At 58.6% G+C, this 17,304-nt stretch carries 18 protein-coding genes; 4 read left to right on the top strand and 14 right to left on the bottom strand.

What is annotated here, in order from left to right; all coding sequences use genetic code 11:
• Positions 1-16 precede the first annotated feature (16 nt).
• The 14 genes from GRI41_RS04360 to pgi form a co-directional block, all read right to left on the bottom strand.
• The gene (locus tag GRI41_RS04360) at positions 17-802 is read right to left on the bottom strand and encodes a heme-dependent oxidative N-demethylase family protein (RefSeq protein ID WP_160603536.1); all 786 of its coding nucleotides are present in this window, start codon (positions 800-802) and stop codon (positions 17-19) included.
• Between the two features lie 97 nt (positions 803-899).
• Complete coding sequence (gene bioB / locus GRI41_RS04355) at positions 900-1,910, bottom strand: biotin synthase BioB (protein WP_160603535.1); 1,011 nt, start codon at positions 1,908-1,910, stop codon at positions 900-902.
• An 11-nt stretch (positions 1,911-1,921) separates the two neighbouring features.
• Positions 1,922-2,767, bottom strand: coding sequence for an alpha/beta hydrolase (locus tag GRI41_RS04350; RefSeq protein ID WP_160603534.1), 846 nt, complete (start codon positions 2,765-2,767; stop codon positions 1,922-1,924).
• Positions 2,764-4,908 (bottom strand): methylmalonyl-CoA mutase, encoded by a 2,145-nt coding sequence (gene scpA / locus GRI41_RS04345; protein WP_160603533.1) that lies wholly within the window; start codon positions 4,906-4,908, stop codon positions 2,764-2,766. The genes GRI41_RS04350 and scpA overlap by 4 nt, the downstream gene beginning before the upstream one ends.
• A 120-nt stretch (positions 4,909-5,028) precedes the next feature.
• Entirely contained in the window at positions 5,029-5,814 is a 786-nt protein-coding gene (locus GRI41_RS04340; RefSeq protein WP_328600511.1) for an enoyl-CoA hydratase-related protein, read from the bottom strand.
• A 179-nt stretch (positions 5,815-5,993) separates the two neighbouring features.
• A complete protein-coding gene (mce, locus tag GRI41_RS04335) occupies positions 5,994-6,437 on the bottom strand; it encodes a methylmalonyl-CoA epimerase (RefSeq protein WP_160603532.1) in 444 nt (147 codons plus the stop codon).
• A gap of 5 nt (positions 6,438-6,442) precedes the next feature.
• The gene (locus GRI41_RS04330) at positions 6,443-6,691 is read right to left on the bottom strand and encodes a hypothetical protein (protein WP_160603531.1); all 249 of its coding nucleotides are present in this window, start codon (positions 6,689-6,691) and stop codon (positions 6,443-6,445) included.
• The gene (locus GRI41_RS04325) at positions 6,691-8,223 is read right to left on the bottom strand and encodes an acyl-CoA carboxylase subunit beta (protein WP_160603530.1); all 1,533 of its coding nucleotides are present in this window, start codon (positions 8,221-8,223) and stop codon (positions 6,691-6,693) included. Before GRI41_RS04325 ends, GRI41_RS04330 begins: the two co-directional genes overlap by 1 nt.
• A gap of 96 nt (positions 8,224-8,319) precedes the next feature.
• On the bottom strand, positions 8,320-8,532 hold the full coding sequence (locus GRI41_RS04320) for a helix-turn-helix domain-containing protein (RefSeq protein ID WP_160603529.1): 213 nt from the start codon (positions 8,530-8,532) through the stop codon (positions 8,320-8,322).
• On the bottom strand, positions 8,532-9,158 hold the full coding sequence (locus GRI41_RS04315; protein ID WP_160603528.1) for a DUF2975 domain-containing protein: 627 nt from the start codon (positions 9,156-9,158) through the stop codon (positions 8,532-8,534). The genes GRI41_RS04320 and GRI41_RS04315 overlap by 1 nt, the downstream gene beginning before the upstream one ends.
• 103 nt (positions 9,159-9,261) lie before the next feature.
• Entirely contained in the window at positions 9,262-9,984 is a 723-nt protein-coding gene (locus GRI41_RS04310) for an SDR family oxidoreductase (RefSeq protein ID WP_160603527.1), read from the bottom strand.
• 12 nt (positions 9,985-9,996) lie between these two features.
• The gene (gene gor / locus GRI41_RS04305; RefSeq protein WP_160603526.1) at positions 9,997-11,343 is read right to left on the bottom strand and encodes a glutathione-disulfide reductase; all 1,347 of its coding nucleotides are present in this window, start codon (positions 11,341-11,343) and stop codon (positions 9,997-9,999) included.
• 159 nt (positions 11,344-11,502) lie between these two features.
• Complete coding sequence (locus tag GRI41_RS04300; RefSeq protein ID WP_160603525.1) at positions 11,503-12,252, bottom strand: hypothetical protein; 750 nt, start codon at positions 12,250-12,252, stop codon at positions 11,503-11,505.
• Positions 12,253-12,276: 24 nt separating this feature from the next.
• On the bottom strand, positions 12,277-13,830 hold the full coding sequence (gene pgi, locus GRI41_RS04295) for a glucose-6-phosphate isomerase (RefSeq protein WP_160603524.1): 1,554 nt from the start codon (positions 13,828-13,830) through the stop codon (positions 12,277-12,279).
• A gap of 90 nt (positions 13,831-13,920) precedes the next feature.
• On the opposite strand from pgi, the gene lepB reads away from it, so the two are divergent.
• The 4 genes from lepB (at position 13,921) to GRI41_RS04275 (ending at position 17,086) form a co-directional block, all read left to right on the top strand.
• On the top strand, positions 13,921-14,772 hold the full coding sequence (lepB, locus tag GRI41_RS04290; protein ID WP_160603523.1) for a signal peptidase I: 852 nt from the start codon (positions 13,921-13,923) through the stop codon (positions 14,770-14,772).
• Positions 14,769-15,464: a ribonuclease III gene (gene rnc, locus GRI41_RS04285; protein WP_235901052.1), complete on the top strand. Its 696-nt coding sequence runs from the start codon at positions 14,769-14,771 to the stop codon at positions 15,462-15,464. The genes lepB and rnc overlap by 4 nt, the downstream gene beginning before the upstream one ends.
• A 123-nt stretch (positions 15,465-15,587) precedes the next feature.
• Positions 15,588-16,484 carry a GTPase Era gene (gene era / locus GRI41_RS04280; RefSeq protein ID WP_160603522.1) on the top strand — a complete coding sequence of 299 codons (897 nt, stop codon included), beginning with the start codon at positions 15,588-15,590 and terminating at the stop codon, positions 16,482-16,484.
• Positions 16,485-16,489: 5 nt separating this feature from the next.
• Positions 16,490-17,086, top strand: a complete 597-nt coding sequence (locus GRI41_RS04275) for a hypothetical protein (protein WP_160603521.1) — start codon at positions 16,490-16,492, stop codon at positions 17,084-17,086.
• The last annotated feature ends 218 nt before the right edge of the window (positions 17,087-17,304 follow it).

The raw sequence follows: 17,304 nt of genomic DNA, 5'->3' as shown, positions 1-17,304 counted from the left end.
ATCTCCCGCTGCCAATCTACACGGTTTCGGCAAATTCGATCAACGATTTTGCGTAAAACGGCGATCCGCGGCGATCGCCCTCGCCCGCCAAGAGCCGTTTGACGGCATTGCCCAGTGTCGCAACATTTGCAGGCGACAAGGCCCCCAGCGGCGCGACATAGACGCCGATGGTGAACAGGATCGCGCCGGTCTCTGGCAATCGCCGCAAGGTCTGGCGTTCGCTGCGGACGTACAAAGTCTCGCCCGCATTTTGCGCCGTTACTTTGCCAAAAGCGATCTCTGGCGGCGCATCCGCGATCCAGCGCAGTTCGGGGGTCGGCGCGATAAACCAGTTGCAGCGGCCGAAGATTTTGCCCGGCCTCAGCTTCGCCATGAAATAGTCGACCCCGCTGGCAAGCTGCTCCTGATAGCCCTGTATCGGCGCATGCATCGCGGCCAGCGGCAGGCCCATCTTGTCTTTCGGATGCCAATCGGTTGGGTAAGCCACCGCCGCACCGGCAAGGCGGTAAATGTCTTCGCCTCGCTCTCGCGTGAGCAGGCACATATCCTCGTGATGCGCCTTGGCCGCACCGGGAAGCCCGCCTGCCACGCCGAGCATTGCGGCCAGTTCTTCTGCCGCTGCTTCGCCTTTTGGGGAAAGCTGGATGCCTTCAGGGTGATCGGCGAACGCTTGTGCGCGCGCCGCGACATCAGGATCCGGTTGAAGCCATTCTCCCTCGGACAGCTTCACCAGCCCCATTTTCAACTGCCCACCACCGCGCGCCTTAGGGAGCAATTCGTTGACAGAGAAACCGAGGGTCACGAATTGTCGTCATCCCAGCGAAGGCTGGGATCGCTCGCAATCTTGCGCTTTGTGGAAACCGATCCCAGCCTTCGCTGGGATGACGGGCACAAAAATCTCACTCCGCTGGCTCGGCCACTTTGCATGCTCTCATCGGCTCCTCACCTTGCAAAGCAGTCATCCCGAGACGATCGAACAAAGCCGCATCGCTGTCGTCACCCGCATTGGGCGCAGTGAGCAATTTGTCGCCCGTGAATATCGAATTCGCGCCCGCCATAAAGCACAGCGCCTGCGTCGCATCGCTCATGCTTTCGCGCCCTGCCGACAGACGGACCATGCTCATCGGCATGGTGATCCGAGCAACCGCAACAGTGCGGACAAACTCGATATCGTCGATTTTCGCGAGCGGCGTGTCGTGCAGCATATCGCCCAGCACCGTGCCCTTTACCGGGACCAGCGCGTTGACCGGCACGCTTTCGGGATGCTGCTCCAGCGTCGCCAGCGTGTGGACAAAGCCCACGCGATCTTCGCGTGTTTCGCCCATGCCGATAATCCCGCCGCTGCACACATTAATGCCCGAATTGCGGACATTTTCCAGCGTATCGAGCCGCTCATCCATCGTCCGCGTGGTGATCACGCGCTCGTAATATTCGGGGCTGCTGTCGATATTGTGATTGTAATAATCGAGCCCCGCTTCGGCGAGCATATCGGCCTGTTTGGGCGTCAACATCCCCAGCGTCATGCAGGTTTCCAGCCCCATTTCGCGCACGCCCTTCACGATCTCGACAATCGCGGGCATGTCGCGGTCCTTGGGATTACGCCACGCCGCGCCCATGCAGAAACGCTGACTGCCATGATCCTTCGCCTGCGCCGCCGATTGCAGCACCGCCTGCACATCCATCAGCTTGGTTGCCTCGACGCCGGAGTCAGCCTTCACCGATTGCGAGCAATATCCGCAATCCTCCGGACAACCGCCGGTCTTGATCGACAGCAGAGTGCACAGCTGCACCTGATCGGGAGCATGGTTCTCGCGGTGAACCGATGCCGCCTGGAACAACAGTTCGGTGAACGGGAGGTTGAACAGATCCGCGATCTCTTCGCGGGTCCAGTCAGTACGGATTTGGGTCATGCGGTTGCTCACTAATCCTTGTTACAGTCGACGGTGAGGCCATATTCCTCGAGCCAGTCGGCTTCGGTCGGTAACAGAAACTGCAATGCCTGCGGTAGCAGCTGATGCAGCGAATTGGCGTGGTGGACATGGCTGCTTCGCCGGTCGGCGAAGCACATTTGCCCCTTTGCCTGAGCGACAAAGCGCAGCGCGCCCTCTTCGGTTGCGCCGCCCTCATCCGCCAGCGAGATAAACAGCGGCGGGCGCGCGGGGCGGTCAAATTTGCCCAGTTCGCGCGACAGTGACTGGTTATTCCATTGCAAGCTCGGTGAAAGGGCCGCGTAACCATCGAAACTGGCGGGATGTTTCACCCAGGTTTCGGCAACGAAATGGCCCGCCGCGCTTTCGCCGACGAGTATCGCGCGTCCGTTGTCGCGGTATCTTGCCCTGATCATGGGCAGCACTTCGTCCAACAGCCAAGACCGGAACGCATCCGCTTCTCCCGCCGTGGGATAGCGTTCTGCCTCTTCCGCAGTTTCTGTTGGCGGCAGCAATTCGCGCTGGCGATCAACCGTTTCGACGCCAACAAAAATCGCCGGCTGGCTGCGCCCCCAAAGCTGGTTCCATTGCTCTATCCCGAGCGCGAGGAAGAAATCCTGTGACCTGCCGCCGTCCAGCATCACGATGATCGGATAGGTGCCCTCATCCTTCTCATAACCGCGCGGCAAAACCACATTGATCTGCCGCGCCGCGTCATGCGTTTCCATCGCATAGGCTTCGCCGATCGTGATCGGTTCTGGATCAGATGTTGCAGGCTCGCTCGCAAGCGCGGGAGCGGCCAACAATGCCCCGGCAACCAATGCGACAAGCAGCCTCACTCCGCCGCCTCCAGTTCCTCACCCGCGGGCGGCATATTGTGGCCGAGCAGGCGCAGCATATCCGCGCCGCATTCGATCACGTTGGAGCCGGGGCCGTATATGCCCTGCACGCCGGCATCGCGGAGGAAATCATAGTCCTGCGGCGGGATCACACCGCCCGCGACGACTTTGATATCGCTGCGGCCCGCGCCTTTGAGCAGGTCGATCAGTTCGGGGATCAGCGTTTTGTGGCCCGCGGCAAGCGAGCTTGCGCCGATGGCATCGACATTGTGCTCCAGCGCCATTTCGAGCGTTTCCTGCGGCGTCTGGAACAACGGGCCGGAGACGACTTCGAACCCCATATCGGTGAAGGCACTCGCGATCACATTCGCGCCGCGATCGTGGCCGTCTTGCCCCATCTTTGCGACCATAATTTTGGGCTTGCGACCAAGTCGGCGTTCGACAGCTTCGACCCCGTCGATGATCTGCGCCCAGCGCTGGTCAAACTCGTAAGCGCTTTTGTAGACGCCCTTCACAGGCGTCGGGGTGGTGTCATAGCGGCCGAATACATCTTCCATCGCTTTGGAAATTTCACCCAGCGAAGCGCGTTGGCGTGCGGCGTCAACAGCAAGCGCCAGCAGATTGCCATCGCCTTTCGCACCCTCGGTCAAGGCAGCCAGCGCCGCCTGACACGCATCTTCATCGCGGTTTTCACGGTTCTTCTTGAGCCGCGCGATCTGGCCGGTGCGGACCTTGTGGTTGTCCACTTCCAGCGTCTCGATCTGTTCCTCTTCGGACAGGCGATATTTGTTGACGCCCACAATCACAGTTTCGCCCTTGTCGACGCTGGTTTGCTTTTCTGCCGCCGCACGTTCGATCGCCGCTTTGGGCGCGCCGCTGTCGACATATTTGGTCATTCCGCCCGCTGCATCGACTTCAGCCATCAGCGCTTCGGCTTCCTCGACCAGCTTCGCGGTCAGCGCTTCGATGTAATAGCTGCCGCCCAGCGGATCGACGACATTGGTGATGCCGCTTTCTTCCTGCAACACCAGCTGCGTGTTGCGCGCGATGCGGGCGCTGAAATCGGTCGGCAGGGCAATCGCTTCATCGAGCGCGTTGGTGTGGAGCGACTGCGTGCCACCGAGTGTTGCCGCCATCGCCTCCACCGTGGTGCGGATAACGTTGTTGTACGGGTCCTGCTCTTGCAAGCTCACGCCCGATGTCTGGCAATGTGTGCGCAGCATTTTGCTGCGTTCGGACTGGGCGCCCAGCCCGTCCATCACGCGATACCACAATGTCCGCGCGGCGCGCAGTTTGGCGATCTCCATGAAGAAATTCATGCCGATACCGAAAAAGAAGCTGAGCCGCCCGGCAAAGGCATCGATATCGAGCCCCGTCGCCATTGCGCTTTGCACATATTCCTTGCCGTCGGCGATGGTGAAGGCGAGTTCCTGCACCGCCGTCGCCCCGGCCTCGTGCATGTGATAGCCGCTGATCGAAATGCTATTGAATTTCGGCATGTTGGCAGAGGTATATCCGATGATATCGGAAATGATCCGCATGCTCGGCGCGGGCGGATAGATATAGGTGTTGCGGACCATGAACTCTTTGAGAATATCGTTCTGGATCGTCCCGCTAAGCTGCTCGGTGGAAACGCCCTGCTCTTCACCTGCGACGATATAGAACGCCAGAACGGGGATCACCGCGCCGTTCATCGTCATGCTGACCGACATTGTTTCCAGCGGGATCTGGTCGAACAGGATCTGCATATCCTCGACCGTGTCAATCGCCACGCCTGCCTTGCCGACATCGCCAACCACGCGCGGGTGATCGGAATCGTAACCGCGATGCGTCGCCAGATCGAAAGCGACCGACAGGCCTTTCTGACCCGCCGCCAGATTGCGGCGATAGAACGCGTTTGATTCCTCTGCGGTAGAAAAGCCCGCATATTGCCGGATGGTCCACGGTCGCCCCGCATACATCGTGGCCTTCACCCCGCGGGTGAATGGGGCAAAACCGGGCAGGCCGGGATCTGAAGAATCTTCCTGCGTGTAGAGCGGCTTTACGGCAAAGCCTTCTGGCATTTCTTTGGTGAGATCGCGGCCTTTGGATTCTTGGTCCGCGAGGGTCTGCCAGTCGGAAACGGTTGGTTTGTCGGTCATAGGTCCTAATACCCGTTCGCCCTGAGCTTGTCGAAGGGCTGCACTTCACTTTCAGCAAACCGCTAGAAAAAATGCAGTGCTTCGACAAGCTCAGCACGAACGGATTTTGAGGTTTGCCGCCTACTTCCCCTTGAACGCGGCTTTGCGCTTCTGGAGGAAGGCCATTCCGCCCTCCATCGCGTCTTCGCTGGCGCCGGCGAGCCGTTGTCCTTCGGCTTCGCCCACAAACACTTGTTGCAAAGTTCCATCCAACGCCAGTGCGATGTTTTCCTTCATCGTCCGGATCGCCAGTGTCGGACCGTTGGCGAGCTTGTCTGCCAGCGCTTTCGCTTCGTCCATCAGCGCATCGGCGGCGACCGATTTGTAGATCAGGCCCCATTCCTCTGCCTGCGCAGCGCCGATTTTCTCGCCCAGCATCATCATCCGCGTGGCCCGCGCGCGGCCTATTGCGCGCGCCAGCAGCCATGTCGATCCGCCATCGGGAACCAGCCCGATATTGACGAATGCCTGCAGGAAGTATGCGCTGTCGCTGGCAATGGTAAAATCTGCCGCCAGAGCGAGCGAACAACCCACGCCCGCCGCGGGGCCATTAACCGCGCAAATCACCGGAACCGGCGCGCGCATGACCTGGCTGATCGCCGGATTATAATGGTTTTGCAGCGCCCGATGGCTGCCGCCTTTGCTGGTCAGCGCATTGCCTTCGCCGCGCGCGGCCAGATCGGCGCCAGAACAGAAACCCTTGCCCGCGCCGGTAATCAGCACCGCGCGCGCATCACCCAGATCGTAAAACGCCTCGCCAATCTCGTCCGCCATTTGCGGCGGCATCGCGTTCAGCCGGTCTGGCCGGTTGAGCGTGATCGTCATCAATGGGCCGTCGCGTTCGACCAGGATAGTTTCAAAGCTCACAGGAATCTCCCAAAGGTTGTTCTTTGCGACTGACCTAGCGGCGACGGGGCCGCCTTAGCAAGTCCGTTACGACGCGCTGCGTCCATTGCCCATCGTCATCCCAGCGGAGGCTGGGATCGCTCACAGATCAAGGCGCTGGTGGAAAACGATCCCAGCCTTCGCCGGGACGACGCGCTTGGCTAGTGTTCGCCCTTGGGTGTTTCCATGATTTCGGTCAGCTGGCCCATCATATCCTTGGGGTGGAGGAAAAAGATCGGCGTGCCATGCGCCCCGATCCGCGTGGGGCCAAGGATGCGTTTGCCCTGCCCCTCAAACCACTCGCGCGCCGCCGCAATATCCTCAACCTCGTAGCAAAGATGATGCTGCCCGCCCGCAGGATTTTTGGCGAGGAAACCATTGATCGGAGAGCTTTCATCAAACGGCTCGATCAATTCGATCTGCGTGCCTTTGCCCACTTCGCCATTGGAATCGGGCGTATCGACGAAGCAAACCTTCACGCCCTGTTCGGGCAGGTCGAACGGCTCGGTAATGCTGACCGCGCCCATTATATCGCGATAATAGGCGATTGACCCAGCGATTGAGGGCGTAGCCACGCCGATATGGTTGAGGCGGCCTAGTTTCATTTTACTTACTTCCAAAAAAAGTCGGATGCGAACCAAAGCATGAATATACCAACTGGGAGCATCATGAACTTTGATCCTACGGCAAACCAAAATTCAAATGGTTCCTTATCGCGATCGACACGATTTCCGAAACCCATCAGATGTAGGCGGGCGCTACCCGTCTTGAGATCGTTGATACCCCAAGCGACAGAAACAATCGTCATAATGACGACCATCGCTGACCAGAAGTATCCAAAGGCGTCAACAGTATCCATCACAACGGAATATTATCATGCTTCTTCCACGGATTCTCGAGCTGCTTGTTCCGCAACTTCCTTAGCCCCAGCGCGACCCGCCTCCGCGTCGAGTGCGGGTAGATCACATCGTCGATATAGCCGCGCTGTGCCGCCACGAAGGGGTTGGCGAAGCGGTCTTCATATTCCTTTGTCCGCTCGGCGATTTTGTCGGGGTCGCCGATGTCTTTGCGGAAGATAATCTCCACCGCGCCTTTCGCGCCCATCACCGCGATTTCGGCGGTTGGCCAGGCGTAGTTGAGGTCGCCGCGAAGGTGTTTACTCGCCATCACATCATAGGCGCCGCCATAGGCCTTGCGGGTGATGATGGTGATTTTGGGCACGGTCGCCTCGGCATAGGCGAACAGCAATTTCGCGCCGTGTTTGATGATGCCGTTATGCTCTTGCGCGGTGCCGGGCAGGAAGCCGGGAACGTCGACAAAGGTCACAATCGGGATTTCAAACGCATCGCAGAACCGCACAAAGCGCGCGGCTTTTTTGGACGCATTGATATCGAGCACGCCCGCCAGCACCATCGGCTGGTTCGCGACCACGCCCACGGTGCGTCCTTCTACCCGGCCAAAGCCGCAAATGATATTGCCCGCATGCGCCGGTTGAACTTCAAAGAAATCGCCTTCATCCAGCGTCTTACGGATGACTTCGTGCATATCGTAAGGCTGGTTGGCATTGTCGGGGATCAGCGTGTCGAGGCTGGGTTCTTCGCGATCGAACGGATCGGCGGTGGGGCGCTGCGGTACTTCTTCGCGGTTAGATAGCGGCAGATAATCGAAGAAATCGCGCGTCGCGAGCAGCGTTTCGATATCATTCTCGAACGCCAGATCGGCGACACTGGTCTTGGTTGTGTGCGTGACCGCCCCGCCCAGTTCCTCTTGCGTGACGACTTCGTTGGTCACGGTTTTGACCACGTCCGGCCCGGTGACGAACATATAGGAACTGTCCTTCACCATAAAGATGAAGTCGGTCATCGCGGGGGAATAAACCGCCCCGCCCGCGCAGGGGCCCATGATCAGGCTGATCTGCGGGACAACGCCGCTCGCCAGAACATTGCGCTGGAACACATCGGCATAGCCGCCAAGCGACGCCACGCCTTCCTGAATCCGTGCGCCGCCGCTGTCATTGAGGCCAATGACAGGCGCGCCATTTTTCATCGCGGTTTCCATCACTTTGCAGATTTTTTCCGCATGGCGTTTGGACAGCGAGCCGCCGAAGACGGTGAAATCCTGGCTGTAAACATAGACCAGACGGCCATTGATCGTGCCGCTGCCACAGACCACGCCGTCACCGGGAACTTTCTGTTCCGCCATGCCGAAATCCTGGCAGTCATGCTCGACATACATGTCGGTTTCTTCGAAACTTCCTTCGTCGAGCAGCACATCGAGCCGTTCGCGCGCGGTCAGTTTGCCCTTGGCGTGCTGGCCATCAATCCGCTTCTGGCCGCCACCCATACGGGCGGCTTCGCGGCGTTTTTCCATTTCGGCGATATTGGCTGACATGCAGTGTCCCTGAATTCCGTGTATTTTTATGCAAATGCGCGTGGCACAAAGGACAGCGTGGCGTCAATTGCCGGGGGGCCGCATCGTCACCAATTCTCAATCATCATCGGCGCGATACTCCAGAATATCACCCGGCTGGCAATCGAGTTCCTTACAAATCGCGTCGAGCGTGCGGTAACGAATGCCCTGCACCTTGCCGGTTTTGAGCAGCGAGAGATTGGTGTTGGAAATGCCGATGCGGTCGGCCAGCTCTTTCAAGCTGACCTTCCGCTTGGCCATCATCACATCGAGATTGGTTATGATCGGCATCAGACAACACTCTCGCTATCTTCGCGGTAATTCTTGCCCGACTGGAACGCGCCGGCGGTGATGAAGCTGATCATCGCGAGCAATACCGGAATGATCGGCGGGGTGTATTCCATCCAGATATTCTCGACACCCTTTACGTTCCAGCTGATCGAGGGGTGGATTGCGCGCTCTGCCATGTCGGGGATCGCCTCCAGGATCGCATATTGGGTCATGAAAGTGATCGAAATCGAAAGCACGCTGGTGGCGATCAGCAGCTTGCCGACCCGCTTCAGCGCCGCGACATTGGCATCGCTGAACACATCGCCTTCGGCAATCCGGACGAGCAACCCGCGCAATTGCCAGAACATCCCCGCGAGCAAGGCCAATCCGGCCAGCCGCCCCACAAGCCGCGCCGCGCGAAGCCAGCTGTGATCATCGACCCGCACGGTGCCCGCCTGCATCTGCCACCAGGCGCTTTCGCCGCCGAGTGGCTCCATTCGGATATTCTCGCTCGATGCGGGATAGCTGACCATGTGGAACTTGCCATCGGCGATTGATCCCGCCGCCTGGATTACCGCGGCCAGCGCGGCGATGGCGACCAGCACCAACAAGGTGTTCACAAACCGTTTCGTCCAAATCGCAGTCATTGTTTCCTCCAAACTCTGTTGAAGGCCCAATGACAGGACGATTCCCGATTCGCAATAGATAATTTATGTTTTACGTAAATTTTTTGATGCTATTCGTCTTTCTTTAGAATCTCAGCATCACCTTGCGGGCAATCGCGGGGGACACCGAATGAACGTGCTTGAGCACTTTCACCATTCCCACATTTGCTTCGTCCTTGTTGTTCTCGATCGCATCGATAATCTGCCGCGCGCATTCTTGCGGAGGCATCTTCTTGTTCTTGCGATCCGCAGTCATTTGCGTGTCGACCACCGGGGGAAGCGCTTCGATCACCTGGAAATTCACCCCGCCAACCTGCGCCCGCAGCGCCTGTGTATAGCTGCGCAATCCGGCCTTGGTCGCGCAATAGACCGGGCTGCCCGCGCGCGGGGCAATCGCCAGCCCGCTAGTGACATTGACGATCGCCGCCTGTGGCCGCTTGTGCAGCCGGGGTAGCAGTGCGGTGATCAGCCGGATCGGCGCGTTGAAATTGGCGTAGATGCAATCATCGGCTGCGTCGGGATCGGGTTTGCTCTCACGGAAATCATGATCGACGCCCTGCCCCGCATTGTTGACCAGCACGTCAAGCTCGCGGTCGCCCCAGACATCGAGCAGCGCATCGACGCCAGCTGCGGAAGAAAGATCCGCCGCAACCGCGACAAAGCCGTCCTTGCGCATCGCCTCCAGCCGTTCCTCGTTGCGCCCGGTCACGACCACCACAGCGCCCTTGGCTTTCATCTGCCACGCCATCTCGCGCCCGATTCCGGCGCTCCCTCCGGTCAGGAGGACCACTTTGCCTGCAAGTTCCATCTCTTCGCTTCCCTACTTCAGCAGCACCAGCTCCTCCGCCATCGACGGATGGATCGCGGTTGTCGCATCGAAATCGGCCTTGGTCAGACCCGCTTTCACCGCCACCGCGAAACCCTGCATAATCTCTGCCGATTCCGGCCCGATCATATGGATGCCGACAACCTTGTCATTCGCGGCATCGACGATCATTTTGTAGAGCCCGCGCTCGTTCCGGCCCGCGACAACATTCTTCATCGGCCGGAAATCGGACTGGTACACCTTGATATTGCCCAGCTTGTTGCGCGCCTCGCCTTCGGTCATGCCCACTGCGGCAATCGGTGGATGGCTGAACACCGCGCTGGGGATGCAATCATAGCTGACCGTTTTCGGATCATCGTTGAACACCGTATCGGCAAAAGCCTGCCCTTCGCGGATCGCCACCGGAGTCAGCTGCACCCGGTTGGTCACATCGCCCACCGCATAGATATGATCGACATTGGTTTTCGAATATTCATCGACCAGTATTTCGCCAATCGTGCCCTGCTCTACCCCGACCGTATCGAGCCCCAGCCCCTTGACGTTGGGATTGCGACCGGTCGCGAACATTACCACGTCAACGTCCATATCGTCCGCACCGTTCAGCTCGACATGCAGCGTGCCATCGTCATTCTTGGTGATCGATTTGAAAGTGGTGTTGAAGGCGAAATTGATCCCCTTCATCAGGCTGATTTGCAGCAATCGGTCGCGCAAGCCCTCGTCATAGCTGCGCAGCAATTGATCGCCGCGATTGACGAGGCAGACCTTGCTGCCGAATTCGTTGAAAATACCTGCAAACTCGTTGGCGATATAACCGCCGCCGGCAATCAATATCCGCTTGGGCACTTCGTCGAGATGAAACGCCTCGTTCGAAGTAATCGCCAGATCGCTGCCCGGAAATTCGAGCCGCGCCGGCTCTGCACCGGTGGCGATCAGGATATATTTCGCGGTCACGACCTTGCCGCTGGCCAATGTCAGCTCGTGCGGGCCGGAAATCTCGGCGCGCTCGTGGAAGATCGTGACGTCGTGGTTTTCCAGCGTTTCGGTGTAGAGGCCGTTGAGCCGGTCCACATCGCCCAAAACCGTATCGCGCAGCCGGACCCAATCGAATTTCGGTTCTTCCAGATCCCAGCCAAATTCCCGCGCGTCTTCCAGATCTTCGGCAAAATGCGCGCCGTAAACGAGCATCTTCTTGGGCACACACCCGCGAATGACACAGGTGCCGCCCACCCGGTACTCCTCCGCGACAGCGACTTTCGCGCCATGCGCCGCAGCAACCCGCGATGCGCGGACACCACCGGAGCCTGCGCCGATGGTGAATAGGTCGAAATCGTAGTCTGACATCTAATGTTTCTCTTTCACTTAATGCAGGCGCGAATTGGTCTCAGTCGGTGAAAATTAGTTCCGTCCGCTCATAGTGAGGCCGGCACGAATCTGTTGTCCAGCGAGCGTTGCGGAAACATAAATGATCTTGCAAGGCCGTTCGCGTCGGCTGTCAAAAAGTTACACAGCCGGTAGCGCGTTCTCGTCCTCTGCGTTTGGCCAAAACCTACCGCGCACGATATTCTCAAGCTCCTTTATTCGCGCTTCAGCGTTTTGCCGGAATTCGTTGTCGTGTCGTTCAATACCATCGAGTGCTTCAGGACCACCACCTCGAGCTTCCCTGACAACATCCCATGCGACAATCGCTTTCCATGCCCAATCGATGAACTCGCTCAGCTGCCGATGCAATTCTCGTTCAAGAAAAAGCGCCTTGCGATCCAAGTGACTGTTCGCCTTGCCAATCGCAACCTTTGCGTCGCGAATTTCATGCATCGTTCTGCGCTGGTTAAAATAGGAGTTCCGATCTTGTTGGGCCTTCTGCAACAGTTCGCCGGTCTCCCATTCTTCGAAATCGTAATTCTTGCAAACGATACGCGCCAAGTCATCTGACAATCTAGAGAAGTCATCTGACCGCCGAAAACCGGGCAAGGCGGACATGGTTCTCACATATGCGTCTGTTACCAACGACCAGGCTTCGGAAGTGGCCTCGAATTCCTGTTCGCTAAGCCTCGAGTAGCGGTCAAACGACTGTGAACTATTCAATTTTACAAGTTCCATTTGGCGCTCATGCTCGTGACGCAAGTCCTGAAGTCTGCCAGCAAATTTGCTGTCTAACCACCTCTCTCCAAATGATCGGACCACGCCTATTGCGATAGCTGCGCCGCCGCCGCCAGCGACGATCAGACTAAGTATGAGTTCAGCAAGCGACATATGGCGCTGTCATAACCCTAAAATTCAACACCGAACACCCGCCGCCTCCAACAGCGCCTCGGTACTCGCATCGAAGCTCTGACCACCAGCCTCGATCCCTTTTGCCATTTCCTTGCCCAGCTCCACGCCGAACTGGTCGAACGGATTGATGCCCATCAGCATTGCGTTGGCGAAGGTGCGGTGTTCGTGGAACGCGATCAGCGCGCCCAGTGTCGCGGCGTCCAGATCGTCGCACAGCATGGTCGCGCTGGGGCGGTTGCCGGTGAAATTGCGCGCACCGTCATCGCTTTCCTTGCCCGCCATCAGCGCCGCCCCCTGGGCAAAGCAATTGGTCAGCAGGATGCGGTGATGCGCGGGGTCCAGATCGTCGCCCGGGGCAATGCTGGCGATGAAATCCACCGGAACCAGATGCGTTCCCTGATGGAGCAATTGGAACACCGCATGCTGCGCGTCGGTGCCCACCCCGCCCCATGTGATCGGTGCGGTCGGCCCATCCACCGGATCGCCGCCAGAGGTCACGCTTTTGCCATTGCTCTCCATCTCCAGCTGCTGGAGATAATCGGGCAGCAGGCCGAGCCGTTCGTCATAGGCGAACACCGCGCGCGTTTGGCAGCCGCGAATGCGCGCGTAATAGAGATCGGCAAAGGCTGCGCGCAGCGGCAGATTGGCGCGGCCGTCTTTCTCTTGAAAATGCCGATCGACCGCCTGCGCCCCGGCCAGAAATTCCTCGAACTCTTCCCAGCCAATCGCCAGCGCCACGGGGAAACCGATGCTGGACCACAAGGAGTAGCGCCCGCCCACGGTTTCCTTGAACGGCAGAATGCGCGTTTCATCGACGCCCCATTCGACAGCTTTTTCGGGGCTGGCGGTCAGCGCCACCACGCGGCCAGAAGGGTCATCGACACCATTATCTTCCAGCCATTTGATCGCGCTGGCGGCATTGGTCATGGTTTCGATCGTGGTGAAGGTTTTTGATGCGACCGCGATCATCGTGGTCTTGGGATCGCATGTGGCAAATGCCTGTTCCAGCGCGACCCCGTCGATGTTGGACACGACATGCACATCGACCTTGGCCAGATCGCGGGTCAGCGCATCAATCGCCAAGGCCGGCCCCAATGCCGATCCCCCAATGCCGACATGGATCAGACGTTTGACATTCCCCAAAGCTCCGTCATGCACGGCTTCGACCAGCATTTTCATCCGCGCATGCAGCGCCATTGCCTCTTCGACATCGGCGTCAGTCCCCACGCCGCGCTGCGCGCTGTGCGTTGCCGCGCGGCCTTCGGTGTTGTTGATGGTTTCGCCGCCAAACATCGCCGCGCGTTTGCCGGTGAAGTCCATCGCATCTGCCAGTTTTTCAAACAGCGACAGCAATTGATCATCCAGATGCGTCTTGGACCAATCGAACTGGATGCCTGCGGTCCATTCGCCGCCCTGTTCACCGGGTGTGTCATCGCCGCTCCACTCGATCCGGCCAGACAATTTCCCGACCCGATCGCCATCGTCGAACAATTCGGTCAGGGTGCGTTGCGGCTGTGCTTTCAGCTCTGCCCAGATCGCCTTGGCAGCATCGCTCATGGAAAATTCCTTTCTATACGGCGCTCCACCGAGTAGGGGCTAGCGTAACCTTTTGGAACCCATTGCAAAGCCACGGATACGAATTTCCGCATGACAGATTTGACCACCTCCGCAGAGGACAATGCGCCCGCTGCAACAACTGCCGAAGCCAAGCCCGAAAAACCGGAGAAGAAGGAAGACAATTTCGTTGTGTTCCTGCTCAAGCTGGCGGCAATTGTCATTATTTTCCGCAGCTTCTTTTTCTCCCCCTTCAACATCCCCAGCGAAAGCATGCTGCCCACGCTGCAGAACGGCGATTATCTGCTCGCCGCCAAATGGCCCTATGGCTATTCGAAATATTCGCTACCCATGGAAGCGCCGCTGATCCCCGGACGCATCTTTGCCGGCCAGCCGGAACGCGGCGATATCGTGATTTTCAAGCATCCGGTGGACGGCACCGACTATATCAAGCGCGTGATTGCTTTGCCGGGTGAAACAATCGCCATGCGCGACGGGGTTGTCCTGCTCAATGGAGAGCCGATCCTGAAAGAGCAGATCGAGGATTTCGAGATCGAAATCTCGCCCAACACCGCCTGCCACCAGATGGGCCAGCGCGCGGTGCGCGGTGATGGCATTGCGGTGTGCCGATACACCCAGTTCCGCGAAACCTTGCCATCGGGCGAGACCTATAACGTCCTCGATTTCGGCCCCACATTCCAGGACAATTACGATCCGGTCGTGGTTCCCGACGGGGCGATGTTCGTGATGGGCGACAATCGCGACAATTCGCAAGACAGCCGCTTCCCCGCCAATCCGCAAGCCGGTGTGGGGATCGTTCCGCAGGATTTGCTGGTGGCGCGCGCCAGCGTGATCATGTGGTCAACCGATGGTTCGTCCAGCTGGATCAAGCCGTGGACATGGTTCAGCGCCGCGCGCGGCAGCCGGATTGGTGACGGGCTTTGAGCACCAGCGCAGGCAAACCCCTGGGCAAGCTGGAGAAAGGCACCAGGGCCTGGCTCGTCAAGCGGGGCTTTGCGGTTAAGGACGAGGCATTATGGGCAGAGGCGCTCACCCATGGCAGCACGGGTGAAGAACGCGATTACCAGCGGCTCGAATTCCTTGGCGACCGGGTGCTGGGCCTGACCATTGCCCATTGGCTGTTCGCGGAAAATCGCGGGCAGGAAGGCGCTTTGGCGCAGCGGCTCAATGCTTTGGTCAGCAAAGGCGCCTGTGCCGAGGCCGCCCGTTCGATTGGCGCATCGGCGCATATCCGCCTTGGCAAACAAGCGCGCGATGATGGCGCGGCCGATAGCGAGAATGTGCTGGGCGATGTGATGGAATCCCTGCTCGGCGCGTCTTTTCTCGAAACCGGATTTGACGCAACCGAAGCATTGATCCGCACTTTGTGGACCCCGCAAGTCGATGGCGGCGCGGGCCAGCGCAAACACCCCAAAAGCGCGCTGCAGGAATGGGCCGCAGGCAACCAGCGCCGCCCGCCGCAATATACGCTGATCGACCGGTCCGGCCCCGATCACAAGGCCAGCTTCACGGTGCGCGTGGAAGTCCACAATGTCGGCGCGACAGAAGCAACCGCATCGAGCAAGCAAGAGGCGGAAACCGCCGCTGCAAGAGCATTTATGGAGGAGTTCGGGTGAGCGTGCCGTCAAATTTCTCTAATCCGCATACCCTGAGCTTGTCGAAGGGTTGCACTTTCTTAAAGTGCTCAGCCAAAAGTGAAGGACAACCCTTCGACAAGCTCAGGGTGAACGGAATTCTTAGTGTCTGACCAACAAACAAAATGCGGCGTCGTTGCCGTGATCGGCGCCCCCAATGCGGGCAAATCGACGCTGGTCAACCAGCTCGTCGGCCAGAAAGTCGCGATTACCAGCGCCAAGGCGCAAACCACGCGCGCGCGCCTGCTGGGGATCGCCTTGCAGGAAGAGGTGCAGATCATCCTCGTCGATACGCCGGGCATTTTTGCCCCGCGCCGCAAGCTCGACCGCGCGATGGTGACCTCTGCGTGGGAAGGCACCGAAGATGCCGATGCCATCATCCTGCTGGTCGATCCGATCAAGCAGCGCCGCCACGAGATGATCCCGCTGGTCGAAGCGCTGGCCAAGCGGCCCGAACGCAAGATGCTGGTGCTCAACAAAGTCGACAAGGCGGTCAAGGAACCGCTGCTCGCGCTGGCGCAGGAACTCAACGACATGCTCGCCTTTGAGGAGACATATTTCGTCTCTGCACTGACCGGCGATGGCGTGGCCGAGCTCAAATCGCATTTGTCCTCGCTGATGCCCGCCGGGCCGTGGCACTATCCCGAAGACCAGGTCAGCGACGCCAGCGAACGCCTGCTCGCCACCGAAATCACCCGCGAACAGCTCTATCTGCAGCTACACGAAGAACTGCCCTATGACAGCGCGGTACGCCCCGAAAGCTATACCCAGCGCAAAGACGGCAGCGTGGAAATCCGCCAACAAATCGTCGTCGGCCGCGAGAGCCAAAAGCCGATTGTTCTCGGCAAAGGAGGTCAGCGGATCAAGGCAATCGGCGAAGCAGCGCGCAAGGAACTGTCCGAAGTGTTAGGGCAGAAAGTCCACCTGTTCCTCCACGTGAAAGTCGATGAAAACTGGGCGGAAGACAAAGAGATCTTCGAAGAGATCGGGTTGGATTATTGAGGGCGGTGAAAATTAACCCGCCTTTAGCCGTTTTGAGCTTGGTCGGTATTGCGCTTGCCGTCCTCGCCGTAACCAACAAACCCTCTTCGGAACAAACCCGGTTATCTCAAGAAAGATGCCATATCGCCGAAGTATATCTCGAACACGTTCTGGCTGACGAATACCTCGGTAACCTCGATATCCCGTTTTATCCTAGTGTCGAACGGACTTCCCTAAATATTCCGTTAGGGCCTCCACTGGGAGAGGATTTCGGCCCCATAATCAAGGCAGATCCGCTTTACCCTTTATATCTTCAAGCCTTCGAGTTGGACGATGTAAACCCGTTCGAAGAATGCGATAACCTTCGTGACTTCATAACCGACCCATCCCGCTCATCGAAGTTCACGCAAGTGCGACCTTCAACAGACGCATACGACGAAGAGTATGCAGCTGTGTTCTTGACGATATCGATGCCGTCGACCGATATTGCGCGAGGCGAAGCGATCCTGTTCTCAGGCGTAACATTCGCGCCATTGGCTGGGGGTGGAACTGAGGTGTACCTACGGAAAGACAAAGAGGGCGGCTGGCACGTGAAGTACGAGAAGCCTACTTGGGTCAGCTAAAGCTCTTTCGCCTCTAATTTGGTGCGAGTTTCAGAGGATTTTCCCTATCATGGTAATGACGTAGCTTACTGCGTCCCAGACTCACCGCCAGCCTCCTCCCCCGATGGGGGAGGATAGCGTAGCTTGCCCTACAAGGGCTAGAGGAGGTTAGCGAGGGTATCCTGGCCGCGCTCGGCGCCACCCACTCTCACCCAACTGCGGCTAATCGGCAGAGCTGA

The organism is Pontixanthobacter aquaemixtae (genome assembly GCF_009827395.1).
In the GTDB taxonomy this organism is placed as follows: Bacteria; Pseudomonadota; Alphaproteobacteria; order Sphingomonadales; family Sphingomonadaceae; genus Pontixanthobacter; species Pontixanthobacter aquaemixtae.
Note: the sequence above shows the minus strand (reverse complement) of the source record. Positions and strands in the feature narration are given on the sequence as shown.